We start from the raw sequence: 15,742 nt of genomic DNA, 5'->3' as shown, positions 1-15,742 counted from the left end.
ACATGTTCCTGCGCGGACCGAGCCCCGGGATCATGAAATCGTACTGAACGGCCGATCAGCGGGCCGGGAGACTGGACCGCCGGACCACCAGCTCCGGCTGGAGGACGACCCGCCGGTGTTCGTGCTTCTTCGCGCCGGTCTCCGCCTCCGTCTCCTCCAGCAGCATCTCCGCCGCGAGGGTGCCCATGGTGACCGCGGGCTGCCGCACCGAGGTCAGCGGGACGGCCGCGGCGGCCGCGAACTCGATGTCGTCGTAGCCGACGATGGCCAGGTCGTCGGGGACTCCGACGCCCGCCGCGTACATGGCCTGGAGCACACCGAGGGCGAGCAGGTCGTTGGCGCAGAAGACGGCGGTGGGGCGCTCGGCGAGGCCGAGCAGGCGGGCGCCGGCATCGCGGCCGGCGGCGACGTCGAGCCGCTCGGTGGGCAGCTCGCGCAGGTTCTCCGGGCCGAGGCCGGCCTCCTTGAGCGCGTTCAGGGCGCCGGTACGGCGGTCGCGGACCTGGTTGAGGCCGGGCGGGCCGCTGACGTAGGCGATGGAGCGGTGCCCGGCGTCGACGAGGTGGCGTACGGCGAGGGCACCGCCCGCGACGTCGTCGACGGAGACCGAACACTCGGTGGTGCCCTCGGCGACCCGGTCGACCAGGACGAAGGGGATGTCGTGCCGGCGGAAGGTCTCGATGTTGCGGCCGGTGGCGTCCGCCGGGGTGAGCAGCACGCCCCGCACCCGCTGCTCGGCGAAGAGCGACAGGTAGTCGGCCTCCTCGCTCGCGCTCTGCGCGCTGTTGCAGACCATCACGCCGAGCCCGGCGTCCCGTGCGGTGCGCTCGGCGCCGCGCGCCACGTCGACGAAGAAGGGGTTGCCCATGTCGAGGACGAGCAGGCCCATGATCCGGCTGCGGCCCGCGCGCAGCTGACGCGCGGACTCGCTGCGGACGTAGCCCAGCCGGTCTATCGCGGACTGCACTCGCGCCCGGGTCTCGGTCGCGACCGAGTCCGGACGGTTGATGACGTTCGAGACCGTGCCGACGGAGACTCCGGCGGCGCGGGCGACGTCCTTGATACCCACCGACTGGGCCATCGGGCAGGGACCTCCAGAAAGACTTGTGGTGCGTGGGAGCGGCGCGAAGGAACATTACCGTCATGCCGCCCACAACGGCTGCGATCAGGCAGGCAGGCGGAAGTTGAGGTTGCGCAGCGCCGAGGGCGTCGTACCGCTGGACTTCTCCTGGTACATGATCGACAGGAAGTGGTCCTGCGCGACGCGGGTCTCGTCGACGACGACCTCTCCGAAGGCGTTCAGGCCGGCGCCGACGCCGTCGTACAGGATCGCCCAGTCCGTGTACCCGGAGGCCTTGGAGGCTCCGGCGATGCGGCAGAACGGGAAGATCGCGTACGCGTTGTCGTACTTGTCCAGGATCAGCTTGGTGCGCTGGCTGGAGTTCAGAGGGACCGGGATCTCGGTCTTCCGCCAGGTGCCCGAGGCGTTCTTGCGGACGTGGAACGCGCGGCCGTGGGCGGTGCGGTCGGCGACGTAGTTCGTGGTGCACTGCCCGAACCGGCCGGGGACGTAGCTGATGATCGCGTGCGGCAGGCCGGCGGAGTCGGTGAACTGGCTCTCCTGGTTCATCAGGGAGTGGTCCGGGTTGAGCGGGTCGATCACCAGTCCGCCGTCGGTGACGGCGACCTTGTCGGAGCCGCCGGTGGTGCCGACGACGGTGCCCGCGTTGTTGCGCCAGGTGCGGCCGCGGTCGTCGGAGTAGACGTAGCCGGTGTCGTGGTTGGTGATGCCGCCGCTGCTGCACATCACGGCGCCGTTCTGCTCGCGCCAGGTGAAGAAGGAGTGCAGGCGTCCGGCTCGGTCGTAGTCGATGCCGTGCAGGTACATGTTGCGGGCGGTGGAGGACCCGTGCTCGCTGCTGTAGGTGCCGGTGGAGCTGCTCCACTCCCCCAGATCGGTCCAGGCCGAACCGTCGTACTCGGCGAGGGCGTTGCGGCCGTTGCCGGAGACGGCGACGCGGTAGCTGAGCTGCAGTCGGCCCTCGGGGGTGGAGACGAACTGCGGGTAGGTGAACTGCGAGGTGAGGGCGAGGCCGTCGAGTGTCGACTGGGGCGCGCCGAAGCGGCTCGCGGTCCAGCTCAGGCCGGCCGGGTTGTCGACCAGTCCGGCGACCGACTTGACGTAGGTGAAGCCGTCGCTGTGCGAGTCCATGTTGAGGTGGAGGCGCCCGTCGGCCTTCGAGATCCCCATGGAGATCACGTTGTGGGAGTCGTTGTAGCGGAGCGCGTGGCCGGCCTTGAGGGTGGACCAGGTGGGGGAACCGAGTGCGCGGCGGCCGATGACGGCGCCTCGGTCGGCGGTGTACCAGGCGGCGTACTGGTGGCCCTTGTAGGTCAGCAGGCCGTTCTTCTGGAAGGCGTTGTTGTTGACCAGGCCGTCGTAGGACACGAAGTAGATGGCCTGGGTGTCGAGGGTGGTGGTGCCCGTCAGGGTGAGGGACGGGCCGGGGTCGGCGGCGCGGGCGGTGCCGGAGGCGAGGGCGGGGGGCACGACGGCTCCGGCGAGTGCGGCGCCCAGCAGGGTGCGTCTGTTCATCTCGGGGACTCCGTTGTCGGCGAGGAGCGGGGAGGGGTGGGTCAGGCGAGGTGGAACACCTCGGTGAGCGGCTTCATGGCCTCGTCGGGCCGGGCGCCGTCCAGTGACTCGAAGAACGGCGCCATGTCCGCCTGCCAGCGGGCGTTGACGTCGGTGGCTTCCATGCCGGCCACGGCGGCGGCGAAGTCCTCGGTCTCCAGGTAGCCGACGAGCAGGCCGTCGTCACGCAGGAAGAGCGAGTAGTTCCGCCAGCCGGTGGCCGAGAGCGCTTGCAGCATCTCGGGCCACACGGCCGCGTGCCGCTCGCGGTACTCCTCCAGGCGGTCCGCCCTGACCTTCAGCAGGAAGCACACACGCTGCATCAACAACCCTCCGGATGTCAGAAGTTGAACTGGTCGATGTTCTCGGCGTCGAAGACGGTCGGCTTGCCGAGGCTGATCACACCGTCCTTGCCGATGGTGTAGTCGCCCATGTCACCGGCCTTGAACGTCTCGCCCTCCTTGCCGGTGATCTGCCCGGAGACCAGGGCCACGGCGGTGCGGGCGGCGAGCTCGCCGAGCTTCGCCGGGTCCCACAGCTCGAACGCCTCGACGGTGCCGTTCTTGACGTACTTGCGCATGTCGTTGGGGGTGCCGAGGCCGGTCAGCTTGACCTTGCCCTTGTACTTGGAGCCCGACAGGTACTGGGCGGCGGCCTTGATGCCGACCGTGGTCGGGGAGATGATCCCCTTCAGGTTCGGGTACTCCTGGAGCAGGCCCTGGGTCTGCTGGAAGGACTTCTGGGCGTCGTCGTCACCGTAGGCGACCTTGACGAGCTTCATGTCCTTGTACTTGGGGTCCTTGAGCTCGTCCTTCATGAAGTCGATCCAGGTGTTCTGGTTCGTCGCGGTCTGCGCGGCGGACAGGATCGCGATCTCGCCCTTGTAGTCAAGCTGCTCGGCGAGCAGCTGCACCTCGGTGCGGCCCAGGTCCTCGGCGGAGGCCTGCGAGACGAAGGCGTTGCGGCAGCCTGCGGTGGTGTCGGAGTCGTAGGTGACGACCTTGATGCCGTTCTTCATGGCCTGCTTGAGCGCGGTGCACAGCGCGCCCGGGTCCTGCGCGGACACGGCCATCGCGTCGACCTGCTGCTGGGTGAGCGTGTTGACGTAACTCACCTGCCCGGCGGTGTCGGTGGCGCTGCTCGGCCCGACCTCCTTGTAGCTGGACCCCAGCTCCTGCAGGGCCGCCTCGCCGCCCTTGTCGGCGGAGGTGAAGTAGGGGTTGTTGACCTGCTTGGGCAGGAAGCCGACGGTCAGCCCCTTCTTCAGCTCGGCGTTCGGATCGGCCTTGCCGGCGGTGGCCGCGGAGGCCCCTTCGTCCTTGACGTCCTCCTTGGTGGTACCGCCGCAGGCGGTGGCCGCGAGAGCGAGGGAGGTGACGGCGGCGAGGGTCACACAGACACGCCGCAGGGATGACTTACGCATGACGGTTCCTTCTGACAGAGGTGAGTGGATGCTGTTGGGGGCACGGGGCCGTATTCGATGTGCGGCTCCGCCGCGTGGGCGCGATCAACCGCTTACGGCCTTCAGCCGGATGGCTGAGCCCGCGCGACGGCGATTTGCCGAGCCACCCGCGGCCCGAGGACGGAAAGCACGAGCAGGACACCCGTGACCACGATCTGCGACTGCGCCGAAACGTCCTGAAGGCTCATCACGTTCTGCAGCGCCCCCAGCAGAAACACCCCGGCGACGGCACCGCCCAACGTGCCCTTGCCCCCGTCGAAGTCGATGCCCCCGAGCAACACCGCGGCGACGACGGAGAGTTCAAGACCGGTGGCGTTGTCGTAGCGGGCGCTCGCGTAGTGCAGCGCCCAGAAGATCCCGGTCAGCGATGCCATCAGCCCCGTCACCGTGAACAGGATCAGCTTCTGCCGCTTGACCCGGATCCCGGCGAACCGCGCCGCCTCCTCGCTCGCCCCGATCGCGAACAGCGACCGTCCGAACGGCGTGGCGTGCAGCGCGACCACCGCGATGGCGAGCAGGACGAGGAAGGGAAGAAGCGCGTACGGAATGAACGTGTCGCCGATCCGCCCGGCGGCGAAGTCCAGATACTGCGTCGGGAAGTCGGTCACCGCGTCGGACCCGAGCACGATCTGCGCGATACCGCGATACGCGGCGAGCGTGCCGATGGTGACGGCGAGGGACGGCAGCCCCAGTCTGGTCACCAGCAGCCCGTTGATCAGACCGCACACCACACCGAGCAGCAGACAGATCGGAATGATCGTCTCGATCGTCATGCCCTGGTTCCACAGCGCGCCCATGACCGCGCCCGAGAGGCCGGCGGTGGAGGCGACCGAAAGATCGATCTCGCCCGAGACGACCAGGAGCGTCATGGGCAGGGCGATCAATGCGATCGGAAGGGTGTTGCCGATCAGGAACGACAGGTTGAGCGCGTTCCCGAACCCGTCGACCGTCCCGAAGGACAGCAGGAGCACGACGATCAGGAGAGCGCCGACCACCGTGTCCCAGCGAACGGCGCGCGCGAGCGAGAAGTCAGCCATGGCGGGCGTTCCTCTTCTTCAGGGCGGTGGCCACCCGCAGGGCGACGATCCGGTCGACCGCGATGGCGAGGATGAGCAGGATGCCGTTGATGGCGAGCACCCAGACGGAGCTGACGCCGAGGGCGGGCAGCACGCTGTTGACGGAGGTCAGCAGCAGCGCGCCGAGGGCCGCGCCGTAGACGCTGCCGGAGCCGCCGGTGAAGACGACGCCGCCGACCACGACCGCGCTGACGACGGTGAGTTCGTAGCCGGTGCCGGTGCCGGAGTCGACGTTGCCGAACCGGGCCAGGTACAGCGCGCCCGCGAGTCCGGCGAGCCCGCCGCAGAAGGTGTACGCGGCGAGGATCCGCTTGCGCACCGGGATGCCGGCGAGGCGGGCGGCCTCCGGGTTGGAGCCGAGGGCGTACAGCTCGCGGCCGCTGCCGTAGTGCTTGAGGTAGTAGGCGGTGACCACGAGGACGACGGACGCGATGAGTGCCAGCCACGGCACGGCGGAGATGCCGCCGGAGCCGAAGTCGACGAAGCCGTCGGGGAGATCGGCCGCGGTGATCTGCCGGGAGCCGACCCAGATGGAGTCGATGCCTCGGATGATGTAGAGGGTGCCGAGGGTGACCACGAGCGCGGGGACCTGGCCGAGACTGACGAGCAGGCCGTTCAGCAGGCCGAAGCCGATGCCCGTCAGGACCGCCAGGAGCACGGCCGGGACCGGGTTCCCGCCGCCCTGGAGGAACGTACCGGCGGCGAAGGCGCTGATGCCGAGCGTGGAGCCGACCGACAGGTCGACGTTCCGTGTGATCACCACCAGGGACTGGCCGGTGGCGACCAGGACGAGGATCGTCGCGTTCAGCAGCAGGTCCTTGATGCCCTGCTCGGTGAGGAACTCGCTGTTGCCCAGCTGGGTGACGACGATCATCACCACGAAGACGGCCAGGATGGCGAGTTCGCGCATCTTGAAGACGCGGTCGACCAGGCGGGTGCCGCTGGACCCCGCCACGTCGGTCACGGGAGCCTCTTGGGGAGTGGTGACCGTCATGCGGCGGCCCTCCCGGTGGCTGCGGCCATCACGGTTTCCTCGGTTGCTTCGGAGCGCGGGATCTCGGCGGTCAGCCGGCCCTCGTGCATCACGAGCACGCGGTCGGCCATGCCGAGGATCTCGGGCAGGTCGGAGGAGATCATCAGGACGGCCACCCCGTCGGCGGCCAGCTCGCTGAGCAGCCGGTGCACTTCGGCCTTGGTGCCGACGTCGATGCCCCGGGTGGGCTCGTCGACGATGAGCACCTTGGGGCCGGTGGCGAGCCACTTGGCGAGGACGACCTTCTGCTGGTTGCCGCCGGACAGGGTGTTGACCGTGTCGGCGATCCGCGCGTACTTGACCTGGAGCTTGACGGCCCAGTCGAGGGCACGGCTGCGTTCGGCGCCGCGGTCCATCAGCCCCGCACGGACGGTCGTACGCAGTCCGGTGAGGCCGATGTTGCGCTCGATGGACATGTCCATCACCAGACCCTGGGCGCGCCGGTCCTCGGGGACCAGGGCGAGGCCCGAGGCCATGGCGGTGGAGGGGGCGCCGTTGGTGAGGGCCCTGCCGCCGACGGACACCTCGCCGGCGTCCCAGCGGTCGATGCCGAACACGGCCCGCGCGACTTCGGTACGGCCCGCGCCGACGAGTCCTGCGAGGCCGACGATCTCGCCGCGCCGCACGTCGAAGGAGACGTCGGTGAAGACGCCCTCCCGGGTCAGCCGGCGCACGCTCAGGGCGATCTCGCCCGGTTTCACGTCCTGCTTGGGATACAGCTCGTCGAGGTCGCGGCCGACCATCCGGCGCACGAGGTCGTCCTCGGTCATGCCCTCCACCGGCTCGCTGGCGATCCACGCACCGTCGCGCAGGGTCGTCACCTGCCGGCAGATCTGGAAGATCTCCTCCAGCCGGTGGGAGATGAACAGGACGGCGGCGCCCTGTTCGCGCAGGGTGCGCACCACTCCGAAGAGGCGGGCGACCTCGCTGCCGGTGAGGGCGGCGGTTGGCTCGTCCATGATCAGGACACGGGCGTCGAAGGAGAGCGCCTTGGCGATCTCGACGATCTGCTGGTCGGCGATGGACAGGCCGCGCGCGGGCCGGTCGGGGTCGAGTTCGACGCCGAGGCGCCGCATCAGGGCCAGGGTCGCGGTGTGCGTGGCCTTGTGGTCGATACGGCCGAGGGCGCGTCGCGGTTGGCGGCCCATGAAGATGTTCTCGGCGATCGAGAGGTCGGGGAAGAGGGTCGGCTCCTGGTAGATCACGGCGATGCCGGCGTCGCGGGCGTCGCCGGGGCCGTGGAAGACGACGGGCGCGCCGTCGAGCAGCACCTGGCCGGCGTCGGGCCGGTGCACGCCGGCGAGCGTCTTGATCAGGGTCGACTTGCCCGCGCCGTTCTCCCCGGCGAGGGCGTGCACCTCTCCGGGGAACAGCTCCAGGGAGACGTCCCGCAGGGCACGGACCGCGCCGAAGGACTTGGAGACGTCCCTGAGCGCCAGAACCGGGGCCGGACCCGTGGTGGACGGGTGGGTCATGAGGGGCTCCTCGACGACGCCGGCGGGACGGGCCTCCCGGCGTCGTGAAAGGTTTCAACTTGGTTGCCGGGACGTTAGACACGGAGCGCATGTCCCGTCAATGGGTCCGTGTCGAAAAAGTTTCGATGAGGTTAGGTCACGGCCGAGTCACAAGAAACAGCCTTGGCCACGGGGCTTGACACCCCTTCGGAGGGCCCATACGTTCCCGTCTTGAATCGTTTCACAGTGAAGCGTTTCAGATGCCCCCCGTCCGACGCTTCCGTCCCGACGTCACAGGAGCCCTGAAGTGACCGAGCTCGCCGCGGTGAAGGCCGCACTCAAGACCCAGGCCGTCGAAACGCCGTCGTGGGCGTACGGGAACTCGGGGACGCGGTTCAAGGTGTTCGCCCAGCAGGGTGTGCCCCGGACACCACGGGAGAAGCTGGACGACGCCGCGAAGGTGCACGAGTTCACCGGCGTGGCGCCGACCGTCGCACTGCACATCCCCTGGGACAGGGTCGACGACTACGCGGCGCTGGCCAAGCACGCCGAGGAGCGCGGGGTGCGGCTGGGCGCGATCAACTCCAACACCTTCCAGGACGACGACTACAAGCTGGGCAGCGTCTGCCATCCGGACGCGGCGGTGCGGCGCAAGGCCGTCGGTCATCTGCTGGAGTGCGTCGACATCATGGACGCGACGGGCTCACGGGATCTGAAGCTGTGGTTCGCGGACGGCACGAACTATCCCGGGCAGGACGACATCCGGGGACGTCAGGACCGGCTGGCCGAGGGGCTGGCCGAGGTGTACGAGCGGCTCGGTGACGGGCAGCGGATGCTGCTGGAGTACAAGTTCTTCGAGCCGGCCTTCTACACGACGGACGTGCCGGACTGGGGGACGGCGTACGCGCACTGCCTGAAGCTCGGGCCGAAGGCGCAGGTCGTCGTCGACACCGGGCATCACGCGCCCGGCACCAACATCGAGTTCATCGTCGCGACGCTGCTGCGGGAGGGGAAGCTCGGGGGGTTCGACTTCAACTCGCGGTTCTATGCGGACGACGACCTGATGGTGGGGGCGGCCGATCCGTTCCAGCTGTTCCGGATCATGTACGAGGTCGTACGCGGGGGTGGGTTCACATCGGACGTGGCCTTCATGCTCGACCAGTGCCACAACATCGAGGCGAAGATTCCGGCGATCATCCGGTCGGTGATGAATGTGCAGGAGGCCACGGCGAAGGCATTGCTGGTCGATGGGTCCGCCTTGGCTGCGGCGCAGGCCGGCGGGGATGTGCTCGAGGCCAATGCCGTGCTGATGGATGCGTACAACACCGATGTGCGGCCGTTGCTGCGTGAGGTGCGGGGCGAGATGGGGTTGGACGCGGACCCGATCGCTGCGTATCGGGGGTCCGGGTGGGCCGAGAAGATCGTGGCCGAGCGGGTCGGTGGGCAGCAGGCCGGGTGGGGGGCGTAAGCGGCTGCCGCGTTCTGTCGTCTGTGGGCCGCGGGCCGGATGTGGCTGGTCGCGCAGTTCCCCGCGCCCCTGAGGATCGGCGCTGCGCGCCTGATCCTCCCTTCCCTTTCCCTCTTGCTTCTTCCAAGGACTGACACATGGCTACCCATCCCGAAGCCGCCGCCCTCCTCGCCCGGTCCCGGCAGCTCGGCTCCGATCCCCGTAACACCAACTACGCCGGCGGGAACGCCTCCGCCAAGGGCACCGACGTCGACCCCGTCACCGGGGGTGACGTCGAGCTGATGTGGGTGAAGGGGTCCGGTGGTGACCTCGGGACGCTCACCGAGGCGGGGCTGGCCGTGTTGCGGCTGGACCGTGTGCGGGCCCTCGCCGGCGTCTACCCCGGCGTCGAGCGCGAGGACGAGATGGTCGCCGCGTTCGACTACTGCCTGCATGGGAAGGGCGGGGCGGCTCCGTCCATCGACACCGCCATGCACGGGCTCGTGGAGGCGGCGCACGTCGATCATCTGCACCCGGACTCGGGCATCGCGCTGGCCTGTGCCGCCGACGGGGAGAAGCTGACGGCCGAGTGCTTCGGGGACACCGTGGTGTGGGTGCCGTGGCGGCGGCCCGGGTTCCAGCTGGGGCTGGACATCGCCGCCGTGAAGGCCGCCAATCCGCGGGCCGTCGGGTGTGTGCTCGGCGGGCACGGGATCACCGCCTGGGGCGACACGTCCGAGGAGTGCGAGCGCAACTCGCTGCACATCATCCGGACCGCCGAGCAGTTCCTGCAGGAGCGCGGCAAGGGCGAGCCCTTCGGGGCCGTCATCGATGGGTACGGCGCGCTCGACATCCCTGAGCGCCGTGAGCGGGCCGCCGCCCTCGCGCCGTACGTCCGCGCCCTCGCCTCCCAGGACAGGGCCCAGGTCGGGCACTTCGACGACTCCGAGGCCGTCCTGGAGTTCCTGGCGCGGGCCGAGCACCCGCGGCTCGCCGCGCTCGGGACCTCCTGCCCGGACCACTTCCTGCGGACCAAGGTGCGCCCGCTCGTCCTCGACCTGCCGCCCACCGCGCCTCTCGACGAGGCCGTCGCACGGCTGAAGGAGCTGCACGCCGAGTACCGCGAGGAGTACGCCGCCTACTACCGGCGGCACGCCCTGCCCGACTCCCCCGCCATGCGCGGCGCCGACCCGGCGATCGTCCTCGTCCCGGGGGTCGGCATGTTCTCCTTCGGCAAGGACAAGCAGACCGCACGGGTGGCCGGTGAGTTCTACGTCAACGCCATCAACGTGATGCGGGGCGCCGAGGCCGTCTCCGCCTACGCGCCCATCGAGGAGTCCGAGAAGTTCCGCATCGAGTACTGGGCCCTGGAAGAGGCCAAGCTTCAGCGGATGCCGAGGCCCAGGCCGCTGGCGACGCGGGTCGCGCTGGTGACCGGCGCGGGCAGCGGGATCGGCAAGGCCATCGCGCGTCGGCTGGCCGCCGAGGGCGCGTGTGTGGTCGTCGCCGATCTCGACGCCGGCAACGCCGCCGCCGTCGCCGAGGAGCTCGGCGGGCCCGACCAGGCCGTCGCCGTGACCGTGGACGTCACCTCCGAGGAGCAGATCGCCGACGCCTTCCAGACGGCCGTGCTCGCCTTCGGCGGCGTGGACCTGGTGGTCAACAACGCCGGCATCTCCATCTCCAAGCCGCTGCTGGAGACCTCCGCCAAGGACTGGGACCTCCAGCACGACATCATGGCCCGCGGTTCCTTCCTCGTCTCCCGCGAGGCGGCCCGGGTGATGATCGCGCAGGGGCTGGGCGGCGACATCGTCTACATCGCCTCCAAGAACGCCGTCTTCGCGGGGCCCAACAACATCGCCTACTCCGCCACCAAGGCCGACCAGGCCCATCAGGTACGGCTGCTGGCCGCCGAGCTGGGCGAGCACGGCATCCGCGTCAACGGCGTCAACCCGGACGGTGTCGTGCGCGGGTCGGGGATCTTCGCCGGCGGGTGGGGTGCCCAGCGTGCCGCCGTGTACGGGGTCGAGGAGGCCAAGCTCGGTGAGTTCTACGCCCAGCGGACCATCCTCAAGCGCGAGGTGCTGCCCGAGCATGTCGCGAACGCCGTCTTCGCCCTCACCGGCGGGGACCTGACGCACACCACCGGGCTGCACATCCCGGTCGACGCCGGCGTCGCGGCCGCGTTCCTGCGATGAGCGCGCGCGTGAAGTCGTACGCCGCGGTCGACCTCGGCGCGTCCAGCGGACGGGTCATGGTCGGCCGCGTCGGCCCCGACAGCCTGGAGCTGACCGAGGCACACCGGTTCCCGAACCGGCCCGTGCGGACGCCCGAGGGCCTGCGCTGGGACGTCCTCGGGCTGTACGCCGGAGTGCTGGACGGGCTGCGGGCGGCCGGGCAGGTCGACTCCGTCGGCATCGACAGCTGGGCCGTCGACTACGGGCTGCTGGACGCGGACGGGGCGCTGCTCGGGAATCCCGTGCACTACCGGGACCCCAGGACGGACGGGGTCGCCGAGAAGGTGTGGGCGGCCGTCGGGGCGGAGGAGCTGTACGCCGCGACCGGGGTGCAGTACGCGCCCTTCAACACGCTGTACCAGTTGACGGCGGCGCGTCACTTTGCCCAACTGGCGCACGCCGAGCGGCTTCTGCTCATCCCCGACCTCCTGACGTACTGGCTCTCCGGCGAGCAGGGCACCGAACTCACCAACGCCTCCACGACCCAGCTCATCGACCCCCGCACCCGCGACTGGTCGTACGGCATCGCCTCCCGGCTGGGCATCGACCTGGGCCTGTTCGCGCCGCTCAGGCAACCCGGCGATCCGGCGGGCCTGTTGCGTGCCGAGGTGCTGGAGGAGACCGGGCTCACCGGGCCGGTGCCGGTGACGGCGGTCGGGTCGCACGACACCGCCTCCGCGGTGGCCGCCGTGCCGGCCGACGGCGAGCGGTTCGCCTACATCTGCACCGGCACCTGGTCGCTGGCCGGGCTCGAACTGGACGCGCCCGTGCTCACCGAGGAGAGCCGCGCGGCCAACTTCACCAATGAGCTGGGGCTCGACGGCACGGTCCGGTATCTGCGCAACATCATGGGGCTGTGGCTGCTCCAGGAGTGCCTACGGGCCTGGGGCGAGCCGGAGTTGGGCGCGCTGCTGCTGGAGGCGGGCAAGGTGCCGGCGCTGCGGTCGGTCGTGGATGCGGGTGACGCGGCGTTCCTGGCGCCGGGGCGGATGCCGGAACGGATCGCCGAGGCGTGCCGGACCTCGGGGCAGCCGGTGCCGGACTCGCCCGCCGAGGTCACGCGGTGCATCCTCGACTCGCTGGCCCTCGCCCACCGCAGGGCGATCGACGAGGCGCAGCGGCTCGCCGACCGTCCCGTGGACGTCGTGCACGTCGTCGGCGGCGGCACCCGCAACGCCCTGCTGTGCCAGCTGACCGCCGACGCCTGCGGGCTGCCGGTGGTGGCCGGTCCGGCCGAGGCCGCCGTGTTCGGGAACGTCCTCGTCCAGGCGCGGACCCACGGCCTGGTCGGCGACCTCGGCGACGGGCGCCGCCTGCTCACCCGTACCCAGCCGTTGACCCGGTACGAGCCGCGCGGGGACGCGGCGCGCTGGCGGGAGGCGGAAGCCCGGCTCACCGGCGGGTGACGGGGTCTCCCGCCGGCCGCCCTGCCCCATTACGCTGCACTCATCCGATGATCGATCAGAAGGAGCCGCGATGCGTGTCGCCCTGTTCCTGACCTGCGTCAACGACACGCTCTATCCGGACACCGGTCGCGCCGTGGTGAAACTGCTGACCAGGCTCGGCGTCCAGGTCGACTTCCCGATGGCGCAGACCTGCTGCGGGCAGGCGCACTACAACACCGGATACCGGCAAGAGGCCGAGCCGCTCGCCCGGCATTTCTCCGATGTCTTCGGTGAGTACGACGCGATCGTCACCCCGTCGGGGTCGTGCGGTGCGATGGTGCGGGAGCTCTATCCGCGGATGGGTGAGCGGGCCCGGGCCGAGGGACGCGGGGACACGCTCGCGACGACGCTGGCGCCGGTGGTGCCGAAGACGTACGAGCTGACGGAGTTCCTGGTGGACGTCCTGGAGGTGACGGACGTGGGCGCCTACTACCCGCACCGGGTGACGTACCACCCGACCTGTCACGGGCTGCGCGCCCTCGGCCTCGGGGACCGGCCCCGGCGGCTGCTCCAGGCCGTGCGGGGGCTTGAGTTGACGGAGTTGCCGGGGGCCGAGGAGTGCTGCGGCTTCGGCGGCACCTTCGCCCTGAAGAACTCCGATGTCTCGGCGGCGATGGGCGCGGACAAGGTGCGCAACGCCGAGTCGACGGGCGCTGAGGTGCTGTGCGCGGCCGACAACTCCTGTCTGATGCACATCGGCGGGACCATGGCCCGGCTGCGGACGGGCATGCGGCCGGTGCACATCGCGGAGATCCTGGCGAGCACGGAGGAGGAACCGGCCGTATGAGCGGGACGTATCTGGGCATGCCGGCCTTTCCCAAGGCGGCGCACGAGGCCGTGCACGATGCGACTCTGCGGGGCAATCTGCGTCACGCCACGCACACCATCCGTGCCAAGCGGGCCAAAGCCGTCGCGGAGGTCTCCGACTGGGCGGCGCTACGCGAGGCGGGCAAGCGGATCAAGGACCACACCCTGCGTCATCTCGACCGGTATCTGGTGCAGTTGGAGGAGTCGGTCACGGCGGCGGGCGGCACCGTCCACTGGGCCGCCGACGCCGACGAGGCGAACCGGATCGTGGCCGATCTGGTCAGGGCGACCGGGGAGTCGGAGGTCGTCAAGGTCAAGTCGATGGCCACGCAGGAGATCGGGCTGAACGAGGCGCTTCTCGAAGAGGGCATTCACGCCTACGAGACCGATCTCGCCGAGCTGATCGTGCAGTTGGGCAAGGACCGGCCCTCGCACATCCTGGTGCCGGCGATCCATCGCAACCGGGGCGAGATCCGCGACATCTTCGAGCGCGAGATGAGTGAGTGGGGGCGCCCCGCACCCGAGGGCCTCACCGACACGCCCGCCGAGCTCGCGGAGGCCGCGCGTCTGCATCTGCGGGAGAAGTTCCTGCGGGCCAAGGTCGGCATCTCCGGCGCCAACTTCATGGTCGCCGAGACCGGCACCCTGCTGGTCGTGGAGTCCGAGGGCAACGGGCGGATGTGCCTGACGCTGCCTCAGACGCTGATCTCGGTCGTCGGCATCGAGAAGATCGTGCCCACGTGGCAGGACCTGGAGGTGTTCCTGCAGACCCTCCCCCGCTCCTCCACCGCCGAGCGCATGAACCCGTACACCACCATGTGGACCGGCACGACGGACGGCGACGGGCCGAGCACCTTCCATCTGGTCCTCCTCGACAACGGCCGCACCGACACGCTCGCCGACGAGGTCGGCCGCCAGGCGCTGCGCTGCATCCGCTGCTCGGCGTGTCTCAACGTGTGCCCGGTGTACGAGCGGGCCGGCGGGCACGCCTACGGCTCGGTCTATCCGGGCCCGATCGGCGCCATCCTCAGCCCGCAGCTGCGGGGCGTGACGAGCGAGATCGACGCCTCGCTGCCGTACGCGTCGTCGCTGTGCGGGGCCTGCTACGAGGTGTGCCCGGTCGCCATCGACATCCCCGAGGTGCTGGTGCATCTGCGGGAGCGGGTCGTGACGGGCGGCGAGGTGACGGTCAAGGGCAACAAGGTGGTGCTGAAGCCCGCCAAGGGGCATGCCGCCGAGCGGGCGGCGATGCGGGCGGCGCGCTGGGCGTTCGGCCGCCCGGGCGCCCTGCGGACCGGCCAGCGGCTCGCCTCGCGCACCCGCCGGCTGCATCCGCGTTCACTGCCCGGACCCGGCAGGGCGTGGAGCGGGACACGGGATCTTCCGGCGGTGCCCGCGGAGCCGTTCCGGGACTGGTGGCAGCGCACGCAGGGCGGAAAGGACGGGGCCAAGTGAGCAGCAGGGAACGGATCCTGGGCCGGGTGCGGCGCGCGCTCGCGGACGTGCCGCGCGAGGAGGCGCCGTACGAGCAGGCGGTGCCGCGCGACTATCTGCGCGAGCACGGGGACCGCGGTGTCGCGCAGAGGGTCGATCTGCTGGCCGAGAACCTCGCCGACTACCGGGCGATCGTGCACCGCTGTACACCCGCCGATCTCGCGGCGACGATCGCCGGGATGCTCGCGGCGCGCGGGGCGAAGACGGTGCTCGTGCCGCCCGGCCTGGACATCGGCTGGCTGGCGACGGCCGACGCCGAGCGGATCGCGGACCGGCCGGAGAGCACCCCGCACGAACTGGACGAGGTCGACAGCGTCGTCACGGCGTGTGCCGTGGCGGTGGCCGAGACCGGCACGATCGTGCTGGACGGCTCCCCCGATCAGGGCCGGCGCCGCATCACGCTCGTCCCGGACCACCACATCTGTGTCGTACGGGTTCCGGAGCAGGTCGTGTCGTCGGTGCCCCAGGCTCTCGAACGCCTCGACCCGGTCCGCCCGTTGACGTGGATCTCCGGTCCGTCGGCGACCAGCGACATCGAGCTGGACCGGGTCGAGGGGGTGCACGGCCCGCGCACCCTTGAGGTGGTGCTGGTGGGTGAGGATCGGGCGAGCGCGGACGTCACCGCGTAGCGGCGGGACGGCGGCCGGTAGGA

General features: G+C 70.3%; 13 protein-coding genes. 6 read left to right on the top strand and 7 right to left on the bottom strand.

Features of this window, described 5'->3' with window-relative positions:
* Nucleotides 1-55 precede the first annotated feature (55 nt).
* From AC3ETA_RS31215 to AC3ETA_RS31185, 7 genes are all read right to left on the bottom strand, one after another.
* Nucleotides 56-1,081: a LacI family DNA-binding transcriptional regulator gene (locus tag AC3ETA_RS31215; RefSeq protein WP_432196236.1), complete on the bottom strand. Its 1,026-nt coding sequence runs from the start codon at nucleotides 1,079-1,081 to the stop codon at nucleotides 56-58.
* Nucleotides 1,082-1,165: 84 nt separating this feature from the next.
* Nucleotides 1,166-2,596 carry a BNR repeat-containing protein gene (locus AC3ETA_RS31210; protein WP_432196235.1) on the bottom strand — a complete coding sequence of 477 codons (1,431 nt, stop codon included), beginning with the start codon at nucleotides 2,594-2,596 and terminating at the stop codon, nucleotides 1,166-1,168.
* Between the two features lie 41 nt (nucleotides 2,597-2,637).
* Entirely contained in the window at nucleotides 2,638-2,958 is a 321-nt protein-coding gene (locus tag AC3ETA_RS31205; protein ID WP_432196234.1) for an L-rhamnose mutarotase, read from the bottom strand.
* Nucleotides 2,959-2,975: 17 nt separating this feature from the next.
* A complete protein-coding gene (gene rhaS, locus AC3ETA_RS31200) occupies nucleotides 2,976-4,058 on the bottom strand; it encodes a rhamnose ABC transporter substrate-binding protein (RefSeq protein ID WP_432196233.1) in 1,083 nt (360 codons plus the stop codon).
* 101 nt (nucleotides 4,059-4,159) lie between these two features.
* The gene (locus AC3ETA_RS31195; protein ID WP_432196232.1) at nucleotides 4,160-5,134 is read right to left on the bottom strand and encodes an ABC transporter permease; all 975 of its coding nucleotides are present in this window, start codon (nucleotides 5,132-5,134) and stop codon (nucleotides 4,160-4,162) included.
* Nucleotides 5,127-6,167 carry an ABC transporter permease gene (locus AC3ETA_RS31190; protein WP_432196231.1) on the bottom strand — a complete coding sequence of 347 codons (1,041 nt, stop codon included), beginning with the start codon at nucleotides 6,165-6,167 and terminating at the stop codon, nucleotides 5,127-5,129. The genes AC3ETA_RS31195 and AC3ETA_RS31190 overlap by 8 nt, the downstream gene beginning before the upstream one ends.
* Nucleotides 6,164-7,681 carry a sugar ABC transporter ATP-binding protein gene (locus AC3ETA_RS31185; protein WP_432196230.1) on the bottom strand — a complete coding sequence of 506 codons (1,518 nt, stop codon included), beginning with the start codon at nucleotides 7,679-7,681 and terminating at the stop codon, nucleotides 6,164-6,166. The genes AC3ETA_RS31190 and AC3ETA_RS31185 overlap by 4 nt, the downstream gene beginning before the upstream one ends.
* Before the next feature lie 286 nt (nucleotides 7,682-7,967).
* Between AC3ETA_RS31185 and rhaI the strand changes: the two genes are divergently transcribed.
* From rhaI to AC3ETA_RS31155, 6 genes are all read left to right on the top strand, one after another.
* Nucleotides 7,968-9,128 carry an L-rhamnose isomerase gene (gene rhaI, locus AC3ETA_RS31180; RefSeq protein WP_432196229.1) on the top strand — a complete coding sequence of 387 codons (1,161 nt, stop codon included), beginning with the start codon at nucleotides 7,968-7,970 and terminating at the stop codon, nucleotides 9,126-9,128.
* Between the two features lie 137 nt (nucleotides 9,129-9,265).
* The gene (locus AC3ETA_RS31175; RefSeq protein ID WP_432196228.1) at nucleotides 9,266-11,305 is read left to right on the top strand and encodes a bifunctional aldolase/short-chain dehydrogenase; all 2,040 of its coding nucleotides are present in this window, start codon (nucleotides 9,266-9,268) and stop codon (nucleotides 11,303-11,305) included.
* Nucleotides 11,302-12,750, top strand: coding sequence for a rhamnulokinase (locus tag AC3ETA_RS31170; protein WP_432196227.1), 1,449 nt, complete (start codon nucleotides 11,302-11,304; stop codon nucleotides 12,748-12,750). The genes AC3ETA_RS31175 and AC3ETA_RS31170 overlap by 4 nt, the downstream gene beginning before the upstream one ends.
* Before the next feature lie 70 nt (nucleotides 12,751-12,820).
* Nucleotides 12,821-13,576 carry a (Fe-S)-binding protein gene (locus AC3ETA_RS31165; RefSeq protein WP_432196226.1) on the top strand — a complete coding sequence of 252 codons (756 nt, stop codon included), beginning with the start codon at nucleotides 12,821-12,823 and terminating at the stop codon, nucleotides 13,574-13,576.
* Entirely contained in the window at nucleotides 13,573-15,051 is a 1,479-nt protein-coding gene (locus tag AC3ETA_RS31160; RefSeq protein ID WP_432196225.1) for a LutB/LldF family L-lactate oxidation iron-sulfur protein, read from the top strand. Before AC3ETA_RS31165 ends, AC3ETA_RS31160 begins: the two co-directional genes overlap by 4 nt.
* Nucleotides 15,048-15,719: a LutC/YkgG family protein gene (locus tag AC3ETA_RS31155; protein ID WP_432196224.1), complete on the top strand. Its 672-nt coding sequence runs from the start codon at nucleotides 15,048-15,050 to the stop codon at nucleotides 15,717-15,719. Before AC3ETA_RS31160 ends, AC3ETA_RS31155 begins: the two co-directional genes overlap by 4 nt.
* Nucleotides 15,720-15,742: the final 23 nt, after the last annotated feature.

Source organism: Streptomyces sp. bgisy027 (assembly GCF_057710365.1).
Note: the sequence above shows the minus strand (reverse complement) of the source record. Positions and strands in the feature narration are given on the sequence as shown.